This window comes from Oceaniovalibus sp. ACAM 378 (genome assembly GCF_008085915.1).
Lineage (GTDB): Bacteria > Pseudomonadota > Alphaproteobacteria > Rhodobacterales > Rhodobacteraceae > Oceaniglobus.
Window position 1 is genome coordinate 68,533 of the sequence record NZ_VSJK01000008.1, and the last position, 20,718, is coordinate 89,250.

Below are 20,718 nucleotides of genomic sequence, written 5' to 3' on the forward strand. Positions count from 1 at the left end.
AAGGGGAGGGGCAATGAAACAGCCGCGCAAATACAGTATCGAAGGCACCGTCGCATCAGTGATCTTCATCGTCCTGATCGGAGTCGTGCTGATTCAGGTGTTTGGGCGAACGCCACTGTTTCGTGGTCCGGTCTGGACCGAAGAGGCGGCGCGCTGGCTTTGGGTCTGGATGGCGTTCATCGGTATCGCCGAGGTTGAGCGTCAGGACGGGCAGCTTAGAATGGCCTTTCTGGCCGACCTCTTGCCCGAAGGGTCACGCCGCGTCCTTTATACCGTGATCGATCTGGTTTATCTGGGGATTATGGCACATCTGGCTTGGATCGGTTACAAGACCGTGTTGCGCACCTGGGACAATGTCACCGTCACACTGCCGACCACCGACGCGCTGCTTTATGCGTCCGGCTTTGTCGCCGCTCTCCTCATATTGCACCGGATCGTGCGCCGCCTGATCGGCCGCCGGGATGTGTCCGTAACGCGGGAGCCGTCGCTATGATCCTTGCCGCCGTCGGTATTCTCTGGCTGCTCTTCGTGCTGATCGGCGTGCCCATCGGCATCGCGATGATCTTTGTCTCGATGGGCTATTTCTATTTCACCGGCATGGGCATCAGCTTTGCCATGCAGCGGATGATCGATGGGCTGAACAGCTTTCCCCTGCTGGCGGTGCCGCTGTTCATCCTTGCCGCCGGCGTGCTGAACTCGGCCGGGATCACCAACCATCTGTTTGGCTTTGCGCGCAGCCTGGTCGGCCATGTCACCGGCGGATTGGGGCATGTCAACGTGCTGGCCTCGCTGTTCTTTTCGGGCATGTCCGGCTCGGCGCTCGCCGATGCGGGCGGGCTGGGAAAGATGGAAATCGAAGCCATGCGCGAGGCCGGATACGACGATGATTTCTCGGGTGCCGTGACCGCCGCTTCGTCGATGATCGGCCCGCTGGTGCCGCCATCGATCACCATGGTCCTTTACGGTGTGATCGCCAACGTCTCCATCGGCAAGCTGTTCCTTGGCGGGATCGTTCCAGGGTTCATGTGTGCTGGCGCGCTGATGGTCATGGTTTGGTTCATTGCCCGCAAACGCGACTATCCCCGCGATCCGCGCCGCAGTGCAGGTGAAATCGGTGCGTTGTTCGTGAAATCGCTTCCCGCGCTGTTCACCCCCGTGGTCATTGTCGGCGGTATCTTTTCGGGCCTGTTTTCGCCAACCGAGGCGGCGGCGGTCACTGTTCTGTATGCCATCATGATCGACCTGATCTTCTATCGCGAACTGACCTTTCGCCGTCTTTGGGATTCGCTTTACGAGACCACCGTCACCTCGGCCTCGATTGCCACGATCGTTGCCGGTGTCGGGCTGCTCAGCTTTATCATGGCGCGCGAACAGGCGCCGCAGCAGATCGCGACCTTCTTTTTGTCGGTTGCCGACAGCCCGGTCACATTTCTGATTGCCGTCAACCTGATGATCTTCGTTCTGGGCTGTTTTATCGAAGCGCTGGTGATCCTGCTCGTCGTTGTGCCGATCCTTGTGCCCGTCGCCATGGGGTTCGGTATCGATCCGGTGCATTTCGGGATCATCACGGTTCTGAACCTGATGATCTCCATTCTGACCCCGCCCATGGGCATGGCCCTGTTCGTGGTGGCACAGGTGGGGGGAATCCCCTATCACCGATTGGCGCGGGCGATCCTGCCTTGGCTTATACCGCCTTTCGTTGTTCTGTTTCTGGTCTGCGCCTTTCCGATCCTCTCAACCGGTCTGCCCAGCCTGATGGATTGATTTGATGAATGTACTCAACACTTTGCGCGGCGGCCTTGTCGTGTCCTGTCAGCCTGTCGATGACGGCCCGATGGATCACCCCGACATCGTTGCCGCCATGGCCGCTGCTGCAGTGGCGGGTGGGGCAAATGGTTTGCGGATCGAGGGAGCGGCGAACCTTGCCGCTGTTCGCCCGCGGGTCTCGGTGCCGATCATTGGCATCCTCAAGCGCGATCTTGACGACAGTCCGGTGCGCATCACGCCGTTCGTGGAGGACGTGCGCGCTCTGGCCGAGGCTGGCGCAGATATCATCGCCTATGACGCCACCGACCGGCCCCGGCCCGAGACGACGACTGCAATCCTCGCGGCAATCAAGGCGGCGGGCGCATTGGCGATGGCCGATTGCGCGACACTGGTTGATGGCCAACGGGCGCTTGCCGAAGGTGCGGCGATCCTTGGCACCACCTTATCGGGCTATACCGATGAAACCGCAGGCCGGGCCGAAGGCGTGGATCTCGCGCTGATCGGCGCGTTCCGGGATCTTGGCGGCTTTGTGATGGCCGAAGGGCGCGTGAACACCCCCGAGCTTGCGGCGCAGGCGATGGCTGCGGGGGCCGATGCGGTCACAGTCGGAACCGCACTGACCCGGCTTGAACATGTCACCGGCTGGTTTCAGGACGCAGTCGCCCGGGCGGTCGAGGCGAGGTGATGAAGGATCTGCCGCGCACCGATTTGACCGGTTTTGCCGCCGATCTGGGCGGAACCAAGATCGCCGCCGCCCGTATCGAACAGGGCGCAATCGTTGAACGGCTTCAGACCCAGACCGATGCCGCCGCCGACCCCAAGGCGCAGATCGTCGTGATCCGTGGCTTGCTGGAGCGTTTGGGCCACACCACGGGCGCACCACTTGGCGTGGCAGTGACCGGGCGGGTCGATAGCGCAGGTGCGTGGCATGCCGTCAACCGTGGTACGCTGCCCGCGATCCTTGGATTTCCTCTGGAACACAGGCTGGCGGGTGATCTTGGCGCGGCGACCTGTCTGAATGATGCCGCTGCCGCCGCCTTTGCCGAAGGATTGTTCGGCGCCGGAAGTTCGAGCGACAGTTTTGCCTATCTCACAGTCTCCACCGGGGTCGGCGGCGGGTTGGTCATCGCCAACCGGCTGATTTCCAGCGCCAACGGGCTGGCCGGACACGTCGGATTTGTCTCCAGCCCCCACGCCAGTGGCCCCTGTGGCAGTGGGCGCAGGGCAACCGTGGAAAGCATTGCGGGCGGGCGTGGAATCGCTGCCGCCGCTGCGGCCGCCGGTCACGATGGTGCGGACGCCCGCGCGGTATTTGCCGCCGCCGCCGATGGCCAGGACTGGGCCGAACAGATCATTGCCATCTCGGCCAAGGCCGTCGCGACGCTGATCGGTGATCTGGCCGCCATCCTTGGACTTGATACCGTCGCCATGGGTGGCAGTATCGGTCTTGCTCCGGGATATATTGACCGCATCCGCGACGCGCTGAGCGATGAACCCAAGCTGTTCCGCCCGCATCTTGTTGCTGCCGAACTGGGCCATGACGCACCCCTGATCGGCGCGCTGGCGGCCCACTTGAGAAAGGAAATCTTGTGAAGGTTCTGATCCTGCCCGACGCCGAAGCTGCCGTTCAACGGGCCGCAGATTTTATCGGGCGCTGTGTGCGCAGCCGGGCCGATGCGGTGCTGGGGCTTGCCACTGGGGCCACCATGCTGCCGGTCTATGACGTACTGGCCCGGCGACACCGCGACGAAGGGCTGTCATTTGCCGCAACCACCAGCTTCAACCTTGACGAATATATCGGTCTGGCACCGGATCATCCCTGTTCCTATCACCGCTATATGCAGGACGCGTTCTTTCAGCACGTCGATATCAATCCGGCGCGCACCCATCTGCCCAAGGGCGATGCCGCCGATCCACAGGCCGCTTCGCAGAATTATGAAGCCCTGATCGCGGCGGCGGGGGGCATTGATCTGCAAATCCTCGGGATCGGAGAGAATGGCCATATCGGGTTCAACGAACCCACCGCCAGTCTTGGTTCGCGCACCCGGGTTAAAACGCTGACCGAAAGCACCCGCCGCGCCAACCAGCGGTATTTCGCATCCTTCGACGACACGCCCCGCTTTGCCATCACCACAGGCGTGGCCACCATTCTGGAGTCCCGGCACTGTCTGCTGCTGGCCACCGGCGGGTCCAAAGCCGATGCGGTCGCGGGCATGGTTGAAGGCCCAGTCACCGCCATGTGCCCCGCCTCGGCGTTGCAGCTTCATGCCCATGCCACGGTGATCCTTGATCGCGATTCCGCCGCCCGTCTGACCCTTCTCGAATATTACGAAACGGTGCATCCGGGCGGACGCGACAGCACCTTTGAGTGATCGGGCAATCGGTCGCGTAAGCGCGCAAAGCCGCACCTAAGGCGGTCATTGAATGACAAAGGCCCGCAAACTGGCGGGCCTTTTGGTATTCGAATTTCATCTCAAGCCGTCGAGATAGCGCAGGACCTTGTCCAGAGTGATCGGTTGGGCCGGTCGCCCAAGCCGAAGGCCGTTGGGCAGGATCGCGGCGTTGGACGACGGACGTGAATGCAGACCTCATCCTGAAAGTGCTGAAGAGCGACGCATTGGTTAATTGGTATTGACAAGGCGTAATATTGAGGGAGAGAATACGCATCATAAATACCAATTACCTCGGATTCGAACGATCGTCGCGTCGCCGCGGTATTTCAAATTCGACGTCAGAGTCTGTCGGCCCTTCGCGGTGACGGCGCCAATCGCGCGATCCGCAGGGAACTGAAGGATGCGTTCCATGGCCCAAAGCGTAGACACGTTGCACAACCAGAACGTCGGCGACATCGCCGCACATCTGCCCGGCGCGTCGGGCGTTTTTCGCGAATTTGGCATCGATTACTGCTGTCAGGGCCATGTAACGCTGATTGATGCCGCCGCGCGCCGCAATCTGGACCTAGGAGTGATCGACACCACGCTTGGCGCGCTTGACCCGGCGGCGACGCCGTCAGCTCCGCGGGAAACGACAGCCCTGATCGATCACATTCAGACGCGGTATCACGCGGTGCATCGCCGCCAGATCCCCGATCTGATCGACCTTTCACACAGGGTCGAGACGGCCCATGTAAACCATCCGCAGGTCCCCGCCGGACTTGCCGAGACGCTGACGCGGTTCATGGGCGAGATGGAAGTGCACATGAAGAAGGAGGAACTGATCCTCTTTCCGGCCATGCGGCAAAAGGCGATGGACCGGCTGGGCAATCCGTTGCGGGAATTGCGCCACGATCACAACGACCATGCTTTCTTCCTCGATCAGATCGCGCGGCTGACCGAAGATCTTTGCGCGCCGACGGATGCCTGTGCATCGTGGCAGGCGCTGTATTCCGAGGCCGGGCGTTCCAAGGCGGATCTGATGGAGCATATCCATCTGGAAAACAACGTTCTTTTTCCGCGCTATGAGATGGCGATGCAGGACTGACCGCGACCACCCTTGACGATGGAGGCCAAGATGACCGACGCGACGCAGGGATATACCGGGGACAAGCGCGGGTTCTTTACCCGCTGGTTCATGTCGACCAACCACAAGGACATCGGCATCCTCTACCTGTTTACGGCCGCCGCCGTCGGGTTGATTGCGGCGGGGCTGTCGGTGTTCATGCGGTTGGAGCTGATGGAGCCGGGCGTGCAATACATGTGCGCCGAAGGCATGCGGTTCTGGCCCTCGGGGGAATGCACGCCCGACGGGCATCTTTATAACATTCTGGTCACCTATCACGGTGTTCTGATGATGTTTTTCGTCGTGATTCCGGCGCTTTTCGGCGGTTTTGGCAATTATTTCATGCCGCTGATGATCGGCGCGCCCGACATGGCCTTTCCGCGGCTGAACAACCTCAGCTTCTGGCTGTTCCTTGCGGGCACCGGACTTGCCATTGCGTCCTTTTTTGCTCCGGGCGGGGATGGCTCACACGGGGCGGGCGTCGGCTGGACGCTGTATGCGCCGCTTTCGGTCCGCGACGGCGGGTATTCGATGGATCTGGCGATTTTCGCCGTCCATGTGTCGGGGGCAAGTTCGATCCTTGGCGCGATCAACATGATCACCACATTTCTCAACATGCGCGCGCCGGGAATGTCCCTGTTCAAGGTGCCGCTGTTCGCCTGGTCGATCTTTGTCACCGCATGGATGCTGTTGATGGCGGTGCCGGTGCTGGCGGGGGCGGTGACCATGCTGTTGGTCGATCGCAACTTTGCCACGACATTCTTTGATCCGGCGGGCGGGGGCGATCCGATGCTATATCAGCATCTGTTCTGGTTCTTCGGCCACCCCGAGGTTTATATCGTCGTCCTGCCCGGGTTCGGCATCGTCAGCCATGTGGTTTCCACCTTCTCGAAAAAGCCGATCTTTGGCTATCTGCCCATGGTCTGGGCGCTGATCGGCATCGGCAGTCTGGGTTTTGCAGTCTGGGCGCATCACATGTTCACCGTCGGCATGTCGATCACGCAACAGAGTTTTTTCCAGATCGCATCGGTCACCATTGCCGTGCCGACGGGTATCAAGATCTTCAGTTGGATCGCGACGATGTGGCGTGGCTCGGTTGAGTTCAAGACGCCGATGCTGTTCGCCTTTGGCTTTATCTTCCTGTTCACCGTGGGCGGTGTCACTGGCGTGGTCGTGGCGCAGGCGAGCGTCGACCGAGCCTATCACGATACCTATTATGTGGTCGCCCATTTCCACTATGTCATGAGCCTCGGAGCGATCTTTGCCCTGCTTGCCGGGATATATTACTGGTTCGCCAAGATGTCGGGACGGCAGTATCCCGAATGGGCGGGTAAGCTGCATTTCTGGATGTTCTTCATCGGCGCGAACCTGACGTTCTTTCCGCAGCATTTTCTGGGACGACAGGGGATGCCGCGCCGCTATATCGACTATCCCGACGCATTCGCGCTGTGGAACCAAGTGTCGAGCTGGGGGGCATTCCTGTCCTTTGCCTCGTTTTTGTTGTTCATCGGGATCGTGTTCTACACCCTGTTGGCCGGCAAACGCGAGACACGGCCGAATTATTGGGGCGATTACGCCGATACGCTGGAATGGACCTTGCCGTCGCCGGTGCCGGAACACACGTTCGACATTCTGCCCGAGCGAAAGGATTGGGAGAGGGCGCACGGATGACAGGGCGGGCTAACCGGCGCGGCGCAGCGCCGACATCCACCAGCCCGAAACCCGTCTCAGACGCGGGGTCAGGCGGTCGGCAACACAGGCATCGGCGGCCGAGCGGATTGCAGCGCTTTGTGTCGGATAGGCGTGGATCACGCCCGACAATGCGCGCAGCCCGATCCGACGCTCCATCGCCAGTGTGATTTCGTTCAGCATCTCGCCCGCATGACGCGCGACAACTGTTGCGCCAACGATGCGGTCGGTTCCCTGAGCGGTGTGGATCTTGACGAAGCCCGTCTCTTCGCCGTCCGTGATCGCGCGGTCGACCTCGTGCATGAGGACGGTATATGTCTTGATCGCGATGCCCTTGCTGAACGCCTGATCGGCATAAAGCCCCACATGGGCGATTTCAGGATCGGTAAAGGTGCACCACGGGATGGTCAGGCGGCTGAACCGTTTTCGCCCGAAAAACAGCGCGTTTTGCACGGCCAGACGCGCCGCCGCATCGGCCACATGGGTGAACATATAACCGCCGCAGACGTCACCTGCGGCAAACACCCGGCGGTTGCTGGTGCGCATGAAATCGTCCACCGCAATCCCGGTTACCGGATCGGCTTTGATACCCGCCGCGTCCAGATCAAGACCCGCGATCCGCGGCATCCGACCCACCCCGGTCAGCACCTCGTCCACTGTGATGGCAAAGGTATCGCCGCCGGTGCTGAGCGCGATTTCCTTGCCCTGCGCCGTCCGGCGGGCCCTGGTCGCCGTGGTGTTCAGGTGGATCTGGATACCATCCCGGGCCAGCGATTCCGACAACAGTTGTGCTGCGTCCCGTTCCTCACGCGGGAGGAACTTTGGGGTGTTCTGGACAAGGATGATCTCGACCCCCAGACGGCACAACGCCTGCGCCATTTCACAGCCCAGAGGCCCGCCGCCAATCACCATCATCCTGCGTGGAAGGGTGTCGCGATTGAACAGCGTTTCAACGGTTTCATGGCCTATCTCCGCCAGTCCGGGCACGTCGGGGGGAAGCAAGGTGCCACCCGTCGCCACGATGGCGCGCGCGAAACGGATGGTTGTATCGCCAACCCGCAGCGAGCGGTGATCGGCAAAGCGCGCCTTGCCGAAATAAAGGTCGATCCCTTCGGCCCGAAGCAACGCAGCGGTTTCCGATCGGCTGATCCGCGCCTGCGCCTTGCGCACCCGATCAAGCGCAAGTGCCTGATCGGGGATTGCTTCGATCGCCACACCGCCAAAGTGGCGCGCACGTGCCATATCGGCATGCAATCGTCCGCTGCGGATGATCGCCTTGGACGGAACGCAGCCGATGTTGGTGCAGTCGCCGCCAAGGACGTTTGCTTCGATCAGCGCGACGCGGGCGCCAAGCCCCGCCGCGATCCGCGCCGCCGTAAGGCCCGCAGGGCCCGCACCGATCACCGCAAGGTTATAACGTCCATCGGGGACAGGATTGCACCAGTCCTCTGGCCGCAGATTGCGTTCGATTTCGCGCCGGGGATCTGTTGTGTCGTGGTCAAAAATCGCCTCATTCATCTAGCCAGCCCCCTTTGAATCCCGCGCGCCGCAGTCCCTGTTGAAAGACCGGGGAATCGCGCATCAAATCCCAGATCATGCCGCTGCGATGATTTTCGATCATCAGGACCAGCAACCCCTGATCCAGCCCGTATATCCGTGGACAGACCCAACCTTCGGGGCCACCGCCCGGGAGGCTGGGATTGAATGAGCCAAGGAACCGATGGTCGCGCAACATGCCGGGATAGCCGCGCAGCATGTGACGCAGCGCCGCCATTGCGGGCACGGGGGCAAAGGGCAGGGCGGCTGCCGGTGCCCATCCCGCGATGGTTCCGTCGTCCGGCCCGAACGGCGCGCCCCGCGCAGTGTATCCCAGAAATTGCCGGCCGGTGTCGTCGGCGGTGTGCATCGCTCCAATCGGTCCGTCACATGCCGTAAAGCCCCAGCAATCCGCGCTATAGCCTTCGAACCCGCGCGGGTTCAGCCGGGCATAATCACTCTGGATCTGCACCGCGCGGGTGGAATTTTTGAAATAGGTGATCCCATGGTCGCGGTTGAACCCATCCGCGATCTGCCGGAAATCCAGCCAGATATGCGAGAAAAGATGAATGAACAGCGGTCCGGCATAAAGTGTGTCGTGGCGATAGATATTTTCCCACTGATAGGTAAGCCGCCATGCGCGGTAACTGTCGGGCGGAATTGGATGGGTGTCTGACGCCAGCGCCAATGCATAGAGGATCAGCGCCTCTGAATAGCCTTCCCAGTCATAACGGATAAAGCCGGTTTCAGGGTGCCAGCCCTGCGACAATGTCCCACCATCGGCCAGCGCCCAGGTCCAGTCCACGGATGCGACAAGCCCGCGGGACAGGGTGCGCAGTTCGATTTCCTCGGGCGTGTTCGAGTCAAAGTAACGGGCCGCCGTTTCGCACCCGGCCAATAACAACGCGGAGTCGATCAGCGAAAGTTCGCAGTTCCAGACCCGCCTGCCGGTTTCCATATCGAGGAAGTGATAGAAAAATCCCTTGTACCCGGTGCCGGTCTGATCGCCGCCCTGTTCACAGTTGGCGAAAAACCGCAGCGCCGAAAGGGTCAAGGCAAGCGCCCGTTCGCGGCTGATCCAGCCGCGTGAAACGCCCACCGGCCAGGATGACAGGGCAAAGCCGACGACGGCGATACTGGCGGGTGCGCCGGCGTCGGAATTGTCAGGCACCAGTCCGTTAACCGGATTGACGGTGTCCAGCATCCAGTCAAACGCGGCACGTTGAAGGGTATTCAGCAAGGGGTCATCGGCAAGATCGGCAAGATTCAAATGCTCGCCCCTTGCTCCACCGCCCGACCACCGCGAAAGGGTGGGGCTTTTTCGCGGCGTTGCATCGACCCTGCGGTCATATCGCCACGCCTTTTTGCGGATCAATCACCTCGCCGTTGATGGTGATCTCGGCACCCGTGACGACGATCCGAAATGACTTGCCGTCCAGTGTCACGGTGGCCTCGAAGCCGGGCCAATCGGTCGGCAGGGCAGGGGTGACGAACAACCGGTCGCCACGTCTGCGGATGCCCAGAATCGCCTCGACCGCCGCGCGGTATAGCCAGCCACCCGATCCGGTGTACCATGTCCAGCCGCCGCGCCCGGCCTTGTCATCGGCGCCGTAGACATCGGCAGCGGCGACATAGGGTTCGACCCGGTAGCGGTCGGCGGCGGCGCGGGTCAGCGCGTGATTGATCGGGTTCAGCATGTCAAAACAGGCCTTTGCATCGTCGCCGCGCCCCAACATCGCCAACGCATAGACCGTCCATGTGGCCGCATGGGTATATTGGCCGCCGTTTTCCCGCACGCCGGGGGGATAGCCCTTGATGTATCCCGGCTCTTGGACCGTATCGGAAAACGGCGGGGTGAACAGGCGGACAATCCGGGCTTCGTCATCGACGAGGTGGTGCAAGACCTGATCCATCGCGCCGTTCTGCCGCTCGGGATCGCCCTGACCTGACATCACGCTCCACGACTGCGCGATCGAGTCGATCTTGCATTCGTCACTCTCCAGCGATCCCAGAGGGGTGCCGTTGTCGTAATATCCGCGCCGGTAATGGTCGCCGTCCCAGCCTGCGCTTTCGATGGCGCTTTTCAGGTTGCCCAGATGTTCGCGCCACTGTGCCGCGCGTTCCGTGTCGCCGCGCGCCTCGGCCACGGGCGCGAAAACGTCCAAGGCATGGGCCAGGAACCAGCTGAGCCAGATGCTTTCGCCGCGGCCTTCTTCGCCCACGCGGTTCATGCCGTCATTCCAGTCGCCGCCAAGGATCAGTGAAAGGCCCCGCTCGCCCGTGCGTGCGATGGCCAGATCCAGAGCGCGGGCCGCATGGTCATAGACGCTTGCCGTCTCGTCCGAAGTTTTGGGTTGGAAAAAGCTGTCATGTTCGCCCGGCTCCAGTTGCGGACCGGTCAGGAAAGGCAGAACCTCGTCCAGTATCGCCGCGTCACCGGTGCAATCGATGTATTGCGTGATGCCATAGGTCAGCCACACCACATCGTCGGAAATCATCGTCCGCACGCCCGCGCCGGTTTCGGGCAGCCACCAGTGCTGCACATCGCCTTCGGGGAATTGGCGGCCCGCCGCGTTCAGGATCTGGGCGCGGGCAAGTGCGGGATCGTGGAGCAACAGCGACAGGGTATCCTGAAGCTGGTCGCGGAACCCGAAGGCGCCGCTTGCCTGATAAAACGCCGAACGTGCCTGAATCCGGCAGGACAACGTCTGATAGGGCAACCAACGATTGACCATGATGTCGAAGGCTGGATCGGGGGTCTTGATCTGAAGAACATTCAGGAAATCGTCCCACTGGCGGGCGGTGGCATCCCGTGCGCCTTCAAACGTGCCCTTGCGATGCTTTTGCGCCAAGGCAATCGCTGCGTCGCGTCCCGCCGCATCGCCCAGCAAAAGCGTGACGGTGCGGGTTGCTCCGGGCGCAAGGGTAAGATCGATCGCCAGCGCGGCGCAAGGATCGCCAATCACTGCCGCGTCGCCCGAAAGCCCGGCGCCCCGCGCCACGGCATCGGGCAACAGGGTTGATCCCATGCCCAGAAAAGCACCCCGGCTTACCGTGAACGAAGACAGGGGGGCATCGCTGGCCAGGAACGCCGTGCGGCCGGGAAACTGGATTGAAAACGGATTCTCGACCATCAGGATGCCGTCGCTTTCCTGTGTGCGCAGCATCGGTGCGGTCTTGTCGCGATTGTTGCCCATGACCCATTCGCCATAGCAATAAAGCCGCAACCGCCGGGCTTTCGCGCCCGAGTTGGTGACGGAAAGCCGTGTGATTTTGACGGGATCAACGGGATCGACGATCTGCGTCGCCGTTAGGCGCAGCGAGCCATCGATGCAGATGAAACGCGAAATTCCTGCACCATGGGTGGCCTCGAACCTTGCGCCCGGACTGCTGGACAGCGCGGCGAAGGGGGTGAAAACCTCGTTGGTGTCAAGATCGGTCAGGTGGATCGTCTCACCCGGGCGGTTTGTCACCGGATCATTGGACCACGGCGTCAGGTGGTGATCGCGCGAGTTCCGGCTCCAGGTGAAACCCGCGCCCTCGGCAGAGATGTGAAAGCCGAAATCGCCGTTCGAGATCACGTTGATCCAGGGTTGCGGGGTTGCCTCGCCGGTGCCCAGACGCACGACATAATCGCGCCCGTCTTTTGAGAAACCGCCGTAGCCGTTCCAGAATTGCAAATCTTTTGGCTGGTCCGGTTTGGTGCGGATGGCGGGCAACGGCATGCGGCGCGGGGCAGGTGGCGAACCGGCGGTCAGGGTCGCGCCGAAGTGAAGATCGACCAGTGTCTCGGCGCGGTCGATCTGTGCCGAAAACGTGCCGTTGCGTGCGTGCAGAACGACCCGCGCCGCTGCCAGCAGCGCGTCATAGGAGACATCGGCCAGCGTGTCGCGGCGCAGGGTGAAGATGTGATCGCGCGAAGCTGGAACCTGGCTGCGTGCGCGGGTGATTTCGGCGGTCCCCTCGATCGTCGACTGAAGATCCTGAATGTAGGAGGCCGCACGCTCGTTGATGATCACCAGATCCGTGATCAACCCGCGACTGTGGTAATAGATATGCGCCCGGATCGCCTTGCGGACGACGGCGATGTCGTCGGCAGAGTCGATCCGCAACACCATGATCGGATGATCGCCCGAAATGCCCATCGGCCAAAGCGCCGACTGCGGTGCCGACAAATCGCTTTCGCCCGCGATTTTCAGCGTCGGGTCCGGCCAGATCAGATAAGACGCCAGACGTTTGAAAAGCGCCGCCTCGGTCAGGTCACTGTTGGCGTGCCGCAACTGGATCTGCGACCGGGTCCAGGCCTGCATCGCCTCATAGACGAAATTCTCGGCGTGGCTGAAATAGTTCACTGCCGCGTCGATGTCTTCACGGGCGGGGGCAGCGATGGTCCAGAAGATCAGCTGCGCCTTGCCACCGGCGGGAACCAGCAACGTCCGGCGCAGCGCGAAGATTGGATCAAGTGTGAACCCGTCGCTGCCCTCGAACGTCGCGCCGGGATCAAAGGCTGCGGCATCGGCAAGCGTCCGGCCCCGACCGATGAACCGGCGTCGGTCGGTTTCTGCCTCGGCGGCACCCACGCCCGCGCCGAAATCGACCAGCATGTGCGCGACGCGCATGGCAGGTTCATCCGGGCGGCGCGGATTGCGCCGGGCGTGGATCACCTGCCGGTTGCGCGAAATCTCGGTGTGCACGAACATCCGCGAAAAGACCGGGTGGGCGAAATCCGCATCGGCAGGCCCGATCACCGGTTCTGAATAGGATGTGACTTCGATCAACCTGTCGCGCGATCCGGTATTGGTCAGCGTCAGGCAGCGGCCCTCGGCGTCGCGGTCGCTGGCGACGATCACATCGATCCGGGACCGCAGGGTGCCAACCTGCTTGTGATACTCGACCTTGCTGTCGGAAATGACCGTCTGCGTGTGTTCGTCGGCGACGCGGACCGGTTCAGCCGTCGCTGACCACCACTGATCGGTTCCGGTGTCGCGCAGGAACAGATACGGTCCGGCGCCCGGTTCGACGGGATCGGGACGCCAGCGGGTGACGGCCTGACCGTTCCACGACGCGCGCCCTGATCCGCGTGACGACAACAGCAGCGAATAGTGACCGTTGGACAGCAACGCCGCCGCATTCGGATGTGCAGCGGGATTGTCGATGATCGTATTTTCCCGCGCCGACAAATCCGAGCGCCCCCGGACAGGCTCCGCTTCGATGCGGGCGATCTTGTGTGGCACGGCGCGCGGCGCACGCTCCTGCAACAAAAGTTCTGCCGCTTCGATCACCGCATCGGAATGGAACCGTTCACGCAGACGGCCCTCATGGACGACGTTGGATATGGCAGCGATCGACATGCCATGGTGATGGGCCATGAAGTTGCGCACCATAACGTAGGTTTCATTCTCGGGGACGCGGGCCGGGGTGAAATCGACCGCGTCATAAAACCCGTATTGCCCCATGGCGCCCATTTTGCGCAGCCGTGCAAGGTTATCGACAGCCGCCGCAGGTTGGAACTGGCTGGCGAGGATCGTGGCATAGGGAGCAACGACAGCCTGGCTTGCCAGCCCGCGTTTTATCCCGAGCGAGGGCACGCCGAATGTCATGTACTGATAGGTCATCTCAGGGTCGCGGGCGTTGAACGCGCTTTCCGAGACACCCCAGGGAAAGCCGCGCCTGCGTCCGTGATGTATCTGGCGGCGCACCGACAACCGGTTGCTCTGGTTCAGGATTCCGCCCTGCTGTTCTTGCATCACCAGTGTCGGCATGAGGTATTCGAACATCGACCCGGACCATGACATGAGCGATCCGCGGGCTCCGACCGGAACGATCGGACGGCCAAGGCGGAACCAGTGTTCGGTCGGCAGATCGCCCTTGGCAATGGCGAAAAAGCTGGCCAGCCGGGCTTCGGAGGCCAGAAGATCATAGGCGGATTCATCAAGCGTATCGTCATCGACGCGGTAACCGATCGACAACAACAACCTGTCGCGGTGCAGCAGAAACCCGAAATCCATCTTGAACGCCATCTCGCGGGTTTTTTGCGCCACGACTTCAAGCCGGTTGCGCAATTCATCACGGGCGTCGCGCGACATGGTGGTATCGGCGATCCGCGCTTCGCAGGCGCGTCCCAGTGCCTGCGCCCAAACAATTGCAGACCGGCTGACCTTGGTGCCGATTTCGGCGTCATAGTCGCGGGTCAGCTTTTCGATGTCCGCAGCGATCACCGAAAGGCCGATCACCCGGACCGAGGCCATTTCCGGTTGCTCGTCCATGGTGCGCAGCGCGCGATGGAAATCGGCGATCCGTTCGGTCAGATGGTGGCGCAGCGGGCGCAGTGTCCGGCGGTCATCGGGGATGGTTTCGATCTCTTCGGCCAGCACACCAAGACAATCGCGCAGCCCGTCAAAGCCACCCGACAGATGGGCCACATGGGCTTCGGCCCATTCAGAGCAGGCCGCCGATACCGCGATCAGGTGCCCGGCAAGATTGCCGCTGTCCACCGTCGAGACATAGCGCGGATCAAGGGGGGCCGCCCGGCGCGTGTCGTACCAGTTGAAGAAATGTCCGTTATGAGTGTCCAGACCGGCCATTGCCGCAATCGTCCGCTCAAGCCGGGTCACCGTGGCGCTGAGGGCAATCCAGCCAAAATCCCGCGCCGCGACGACCGACAACAGGTAAAGCCCGATGTTGGTGGGCGAGGTGCGCGCGGCAACCGTGGGGGTCGGGATTTCCTGAAAGTTATCCGGCGGAAGCCAGTTGTGCTCTTCGGTGACGAAAACTTCGAAATAGCTCCAGGTGCGCCGTGCGATCTGACGCAGCGCGGTCCGGTCCGCCGCTGAGACGATCAGTTGATCCTCGGTTTCGGCGGACCGGCTGACCGACCATGCGATAAAGGGGGCGGCGGTCCACAGGATGCCAAAAGCAGCCGCAACCGGCCAGGCCCCGCCAAGCGCAAGCGTCGCCGCAACGGCCGTCAGACTGATCGCGACGGACCAACGCATCGATGACCAATACGCGAAGGCAGAGGTGCGGACGATCCGTGGTGCCGCACTGGCCGCCTGCCACTCGAGCAGGTTTCGACGGCTGAGGAAAAGCCGGTAAAACGTCCGGAATATCGCGTCAATCATGACGGTGGCCGTATGCGCGATAAGGATGATGCGCAAAACCACCTGCGCCGTGTTCGAGGCAAACTGATCGGCCAGCCAGAGCAAATGCGCCAGCCATCCAGTGCCCTTGGGCAGTGCCGCCATGTCCCGCAGCAGTCCCAGCGTCGGTGACACAAACAAGCTGAGCACCAGCAGCGCCTGCCAGAACATCGCTTCTTTCAGGTCAAGGACGATCCAGCCGAGGATCGACGCGCCAAGCCACGCCACAGGGACAAGGCTGCGTCTCAGGTTGTCGAACATTTTCCAGCGTTGCAGTGCGGAAAGCGGCAGTTGCGTGCCACGAAGATAGGGCAGAAGTTGCCAGTCACCCCGTGCCCAGCGGTGCTGACGCGCCACTTCGGTTTCGTATCGGATCGGGAAATCCTCGACCAGTTCGACATCGGTGATCAGCGCACAGCGCACCAACCCGCCCTCAAGCAGATCGTGGCTCAGAACCGTGTTCTCGCGGATGCCTTCCGCCGCCATCTCGCGGAAAGTATCGATATGGTACAGCCCCTTACCGGTGAAAGATCCTTCGCCCACAAGGTCCTGATAGACGTCGGAGACGGTAAACACATAGGGGTCGAAGCCGCGATTGCTTGAGAAGATCCGCTGGAACGCCGAAGCCTCTTTGCCGGTGGTCAGCGACGCGGTGACGCGGGGTTGCATCACGCCATATCCGCGATGAACCCTGCCTGTTTCGGCATCGATCCGCGGTTGATTCAGCGGATGCTCCATCTTGCCGACCAGCCGGGTCACCGCATCCCGCGTCATTCGTGTGTCGGCGTCGAGAGTCATGATATATTTAACATCGACGGGCAAAGCTGTGTCAGACGGCAGAAAGGTGGTGTCGGTGTCGCCGCGCAGCAGGGAATCCAGTTCCATCAGTTTGCCGCGCTTACGCTCCCAACCCATCCAGACGCCCTGACCGGGATTGAACAACCGGACGCGGTGCAGCAGGAAAAACCGGCTTTGGCCATCGTTAAGATACCGGCGCGACAGTTCGTCGACCCTATGTCGGGCATAGTCCAGCAGGGCGTCGTCTTCTTCGTTGCGTTCATGGGCGCTGTCGGGCCAGTCGCTGAGCAGCGCAAAGGTGATCTCGCCTTTCGGATTCGAAAGGTGATGGACCTCAAGCGTGCGCACCAGATCGTCGATGGCGTCGCGCGATCCGATCAGGCAGGGCACAACCACCATTGTACGCGCCCGGGCCGGAATCCCGTCTTCGTATTCGTAACCGACAAGCCGGGTGGGTTCGGTGAACATCGTCACAAGCGTGTTGAACAGCCCTGTCGCCGCTTCGCTGGCGGGAAGCAGTGCCAGCAGCGTCAGGAAGGCCGCGCCAGCAATGCCCGCCGGGCCTCTTTCCAACGCGCCAAAGGCGGCAGTGACCAGCGCCAGCGTGAACAGGGCCACCGGAAATGCGATCGCCACCCAGCCCAGAGATCCAACCCGGCGGCGCAGACGCAAACGCCACGGCACTTTCGCCGACAGCGCCGTTTCAAGCCGCACCCGGTCGGGTCCGATCAGGAACGAGCCGACATCGCTTACAATCGCATCGCCCGGCGCCTGATCAAGTAGATCCAGCGCCATCTTCGCCACATCGGATTCATCCTTGCCCGACCAGCGAGACAGGTCTTCGACCACGCGGCGATACTGGCTTTGCGACTGGGAATCGAGCGCGGCAAAATCGGAGCGTTCGCGCAGCTGTGCATCGACGACGCTGACGGAAACCAGCCATTCGGACCAGTCGATATCGTTCAGTGTGCGCAGGCTGAGTATCACGTTGCCGATCCGCACGTTGGCGGCGGTCTGACGGTTCTGCTCGACGATCAGAGCTTCTTCGGTGTCACTTCCGCGGGCGTCCAGATGCTGTTCCAGCCACGCGATGGTGTCACGAATTTCAACCCCTTCGCCACTCAGCCTGTAAAGCAGCTGTCCGACAAAGGCATCGTCGTCCGCATAGGCATCATATTCGGCCCTGATCTTCTGCCCCTCTCCGGGCAGACGGGCGCGAACCAGTTGATCGGCCATCGCATCCGCATGATCCAGCATCGCGCGGGCGTTTTCGATACCTTGCGCGATGCGGGCAAGTTCATCGATCAGAACAAAGCGCAGGACCGCCGGAGTTGCCCAGAGCTCGCCGATCTCAAGCGGGCTGGTTTCCTGAAATCCGTTCACGATTGCAGACAGGCGCGGTTGGGTGATCTCGAACAGCGAGTGTCGCACGCAATGGCGCGCGATCTGCATCACGCGGGGTTCTTCGACGTGATTTGCCCTGCGGACGATGGGCAACTGGCCGTAAAAGCGCGGCGGCAGATCCCGGCGAACCTGCGCGACGCTCTCGGCAATCATAAGGTAGTTGTCGAGAAGCCATTCGGCAGCGGGCGGAACGATGTCGCCTGCGGCATTGGCGGCAAGGTTTGCCCGATAGGCGTTCGAGATCAGCTCCAGATCGTCGTCAAGCTGGCGGGTGAAGAATTGATGTCCACGGCGCGGTTTACCAACCGTACCCGATGACGACAGCCGCCGACCGCAATCCACCAACTGCTCGACCGAAAAATACTCATCTTCGACGGGCGAAAGGTCGGTCGGGACTTGCGGTGTTCGCTGCCTGAATGACGCGGCCCAGTTCATGGGAATATCGTTACCATATTATGCAATTCTTTTCCTGAACAATGACACGGCTGCACAGTCGGGCGCACAGTACCGATGCCTGTGCGTGACAAGCCCGGACCGAACGAGAGGGAACCCGCATACCAACGTTCGCAGCCCGGTCCGGTTCCCTGCATCGCTCCGGATGGGGCGGGGGGCCTGAGAATGCGCGGGGGAATTGACGACATTTGATGGTTCATCTTCGTGACCAGTTCCCTGCCGTCACTGCTGTCTTTGAAGCTCTGGCGGGTCATCGACGGGCTCGCGTTGCGCAAGGCGCAGGTGTTTTTGACGCAGCGCCGCTGGCCTTTCTTGCTTTATGGAGGCTACTGTCTGACGTAGGTTTGAAACTGAAACCGTCAGGCCCAAAGCGCTAACACAACGAAATTTACTGAACTTAGCCTGATCAGCATGCTGCTGTCAGTGGAGAGATGTCGTGAATCGAGACGTTGAACAAGGCTCGCCCCAGCCGCTGCTGCGCGACCGCTCGGTCGTCCTGTCGCTGATTACTGTTCTGGGAATGATTTTGGGCATGGCCGGGATGTGGTGGCCGGGTGACGGGCTTTCAGCCCTTGCCTATCCGGCTCTGGCGACCGTGTATCTTGCCGGGGGACTGCCCGCGGCGTGGCGTGCCGGGACGGAGCTTTGGCAGGATCACGTCCTTGATATCGATCTGTTGATGGTGGTTGCCGCCGTGGCAGCCGCTGCTGTCGGGGCGCCGCTTGAGGGGGCGGTTCTGTTGACGTTGTTCAGCGTTGCCGGCACGTTGGAGGAACGTGCGCTTGGCCGTGCGCGTCATGCGATTGAGGCGCTGATGGCGCTGCGCCCCGAGACCGCGCTGCGCAAGACCGCGTCGGGATCGGTAGAAGAGGTCGCGGCCGCAGCGTTGGAGGTGGGTGACATCGTGGTGCTGCGCCCGGGCGCGCGGGTGCCAACCGATGGCACGATTGCTCTGGGGCGCGGCGGGCTTGACGAGGCCAACATCACCGGTGAATCCATGCCGGTCTCAAAAGGTCCGGGCGAGCCGGTTTTTGAGGCGACGGTAAACCTCGACGGGGTGCTGGACGTCACGGTGACCCGCACGGTCGGCGAAAGCACCATTGCCCGGATGATCCAGCTGGTGACCGAGGCTCATGCGGCCAAGGCCCCGTCAGAGCGTTTCAGCGAATGGTTTGGCCAGCGCTATACCGTCGCCGTCCTGATCGGGGCGGCGCTTGCCTTTGCCGCGTTCTACTGGCTGGGCGGCGATTGGAAACACGCGCTTTACAAGGCGGCAACGCTGCTGGTTGCAGCCAGCCCCTGCGCCATCGTCATTTCGGTTCCCGCAGCGATCCTGTCGGCGCTGTCCGCCGCGGCGCGCGGGGGGGTGTTGTTCAAGGGCGGCGCGGCGCTTGAGACGCTTGCGGCGGTTGATACCTTCGCCTTCGACAAGACCGGGACGCTGACCAAAGGTCAGGCCGCGGTGACGCAGATCGTTGCGCTCGACAATGACGAGGCGGGGTTCCTGTCATTGCTCTCCGGGCTCGAGGCGCATTCCGAACACCACGTCGCCACGGCGATCCGGCGTGAGGCCGCCAAACGCGGGTTTGATCCGACCGAGGTGAGCGAGGTCAGCGCCCGTCCGGGCATCGGCATCACCGGCCATGACGCTCTGGGTCCGGTCTGGGCTGGAAATCCCTATCTGGCCAAAGCGATGGGTGCGCCCGTGGACGCCCCCCGCCTGCAGGTTCTGGCCGAGGGTGCAGATACGGTGATCTATCTGGGGCGCGGCGCCGAGGTGCTGGGTGCGGTCAGCGTGGCGGACGAGCTTCGGCCCAGCTCTGCGTCGGCGCTGGCCGCCCTGCGTGCCAGCGGTGTGCGCCGGATCGTGATGATGACCGGCGACAGGCGACCGGTGGCGTTGCGCATCGGTGCCGAGCTTGGCCTTTCCCCCGACGAGATCCACGCCGAAATGCTGCCTCAAGACAAGGTGAAGGCGGTCGCACAGCTGGCCGAGACCGGCAAGGTGGCCTTTGTCGGTGACGGCGTGAACGATGCGGCGGCGCTTGCGCGGGCCGACATCGGTATCGCAATGGGGGCCGCAGGCTCGGAGGTCGCGCTGCAGGCGGCTGACGTGGCGCTGTTGTCCGAGGACATGCGGCAGCTTGCCGATGCACACCGCCTTGCCCGTCGTGCGGCAGGGATCATCCGCCAGAACCTGATTTTTGCCATCGGTGTGATGCTGGTGTTGGTCATCGCCGGGCTGTTCTTTGATCTGCCACTGCCGCTGGCGGTCGTCGGCCATGAAGGCGGCACGGTGCTGGTGGTGCTGAATGGGCTTCGCTTGCTCTCAAACCCCGCCCGCCCGGTGAAGCGGGACGCTGCATCTCGCGAGTCACAGGGTTTCGCGAGGTGGTTTGGCACGGCGAAGTGACCGGTTGCGGAAAGTGGGCTT

General features: G+C 62.1%; 11 protein-coding genes. 8 read left to right on the forward strand and 3 right to left on the reverse strand.

Annotated elements, in window-relative coordinates:
- Positions 1-13 precede the first annotated feature (13 nt).
- The 7 genes from FQ320_RS12250 (at position 14) to ctaD (ending at position 6,936) form a co-directional block, all read left to right on the forward strand.
- On the forward strand, positions 14-493 hold the full coding sequence (locus tag FQ320_RS12250) for a TRAP transporter small permease (RefSeq protein ID WP_148472627.1): 480 nt from the start codon (positions 14-16) through the stop codon (positions 491-493).
- Positions 490-1,764, forward strand: coding sequence for a TRAP transporter large permease (locus FQ320_RS12255; RefSeq protein WP_148472629.1), 1,275 nt, complete (start codon positions 490-492; stop codon positions 1,762-1,764). Before FQ320_RS12250 ends, FQ320_RS12255 begins: the two co-directional genes overlap by 4 nt.
- A gap of 4 nt (positions 1,765-1,768) precedes the next feature.
- Complete coding sequence (locus tag FQ320_RS12260) at positions 1,769-2,452, forward strand: N-acetylmannosamine-6-phosphate 2-epimerase (protein WP_148472631.1); 684 nt, start codon at positions 1,769-1,771, stop codon at positions 2,450-2,452.
- Entirely contained in the window at positions 2,452-3,360 is a 909-nt protein-coding gene (locus FQ320_RS12265) for an ROK family protein (protein WP_148472633.1), read from the forward strand. Before FQ320_RS12260 ends, FQ320_RS12265 begins: the two co-directional genes overlap by 1 nt.
- Complete coding sequence (gene nagB / locus FQ320_RS12270) at positions 3,357-4,139, forward strand: glucosamine-6-phosphate deaminase (protein ID WP_148472634.1); 783 nt, start codon at positions 3,357-3,359, stop codon at positions 4,137-4,139. Before FQ320_RS12265 ends, nagB begins: the two co-directional genes overlap by 4 nt.
- 430 nt (positions 4,140-4,569) lie before the next feature.
- On the forward strand, positions 4,570-5,247 hold the full coding sequence (locus FQ320_RS12275; RefSeq protein ID WP_148472636.1) for a DUF542 domain-containing protein: 678 nt from the start codon (positions 4,570-4,572) through the stop codon (positions 5,245-5,247).
- Between the two features lie 30 nt (positions 5,248-5,277).
- Positions 5,278-6,936, forward strand: a complete 1,659-nt coding sequence (gene ctaD / locus FQ320_RS12280) for a cytochrome c oxidase subunit I (RefSeq protein WP_148472638.1) — start codon at positions 5,278-5,280, stop codon at positions 6,934-6,936.
- A gap of 9 nt (positions 6,937-6,945) precedes the next feature.
- Here ctaD and FQ320_RS12285 read toward each other — a convergent pair whose 3' ends face one another.
- From FQ320_RS12285 to FQ320_RS12295, 3 genes are all read right to left on the reverse strand, one after another.
- Positions 6,946-8,472, reverse strand: coding sequence for a mercuric reductase (locus FQ320_RS12285; RefSeq protein ID WP_148472640.1), 1,527 nt, complete (start codon positions 8,470-8,472; stop codon positions 6,946-6,948).
- Positions 8,465-9,760, reverse strand: a complete 1,296-nt coding sequence (locus FQ320_RS12290) for a glucoamylase family protein (RefSeq protein ID WP_222861609.1) — start codon at positions 9,758-9,760, stop codon at positions 8,465-8,467. Before FQ320_RS12290 ends, FQ320_RS12285 begins: the two co-directional genes overlap by 8 nt.
- A 76-nt stretch (positions 9,761-9,836) precedes the next feature.
- Positions 9,837-18,266: a GH36-type glycosyl hydrolase domain-containing protein gene (locus FQ320_RS12295; protein ID WP_148472641.1), complete on the reverse strand. Its 8,430-nt coding sequence runs from the start codon at positions 18,264-18,266 to the stop codon at positions 9,837-9,839.
- Positions 18,267-18,804: 538 nt separating this feature from the next.
- Here FQ320_RS12295 and FQ320_RS12300 point away from each other — a divergent pair.
- Complete coding sequence (locus FQ320_RS12300) at positions 18,805-20,697, forward strand: cation-translocating P-type ATPase (protein ID WP_148472971.1); 1,893 nt, start codon at positions 18,805-18,807, stop codon at positions 20,695-20,697.
- Positions 20,698-20,718 lie beyond the last annotated feature (21 nt).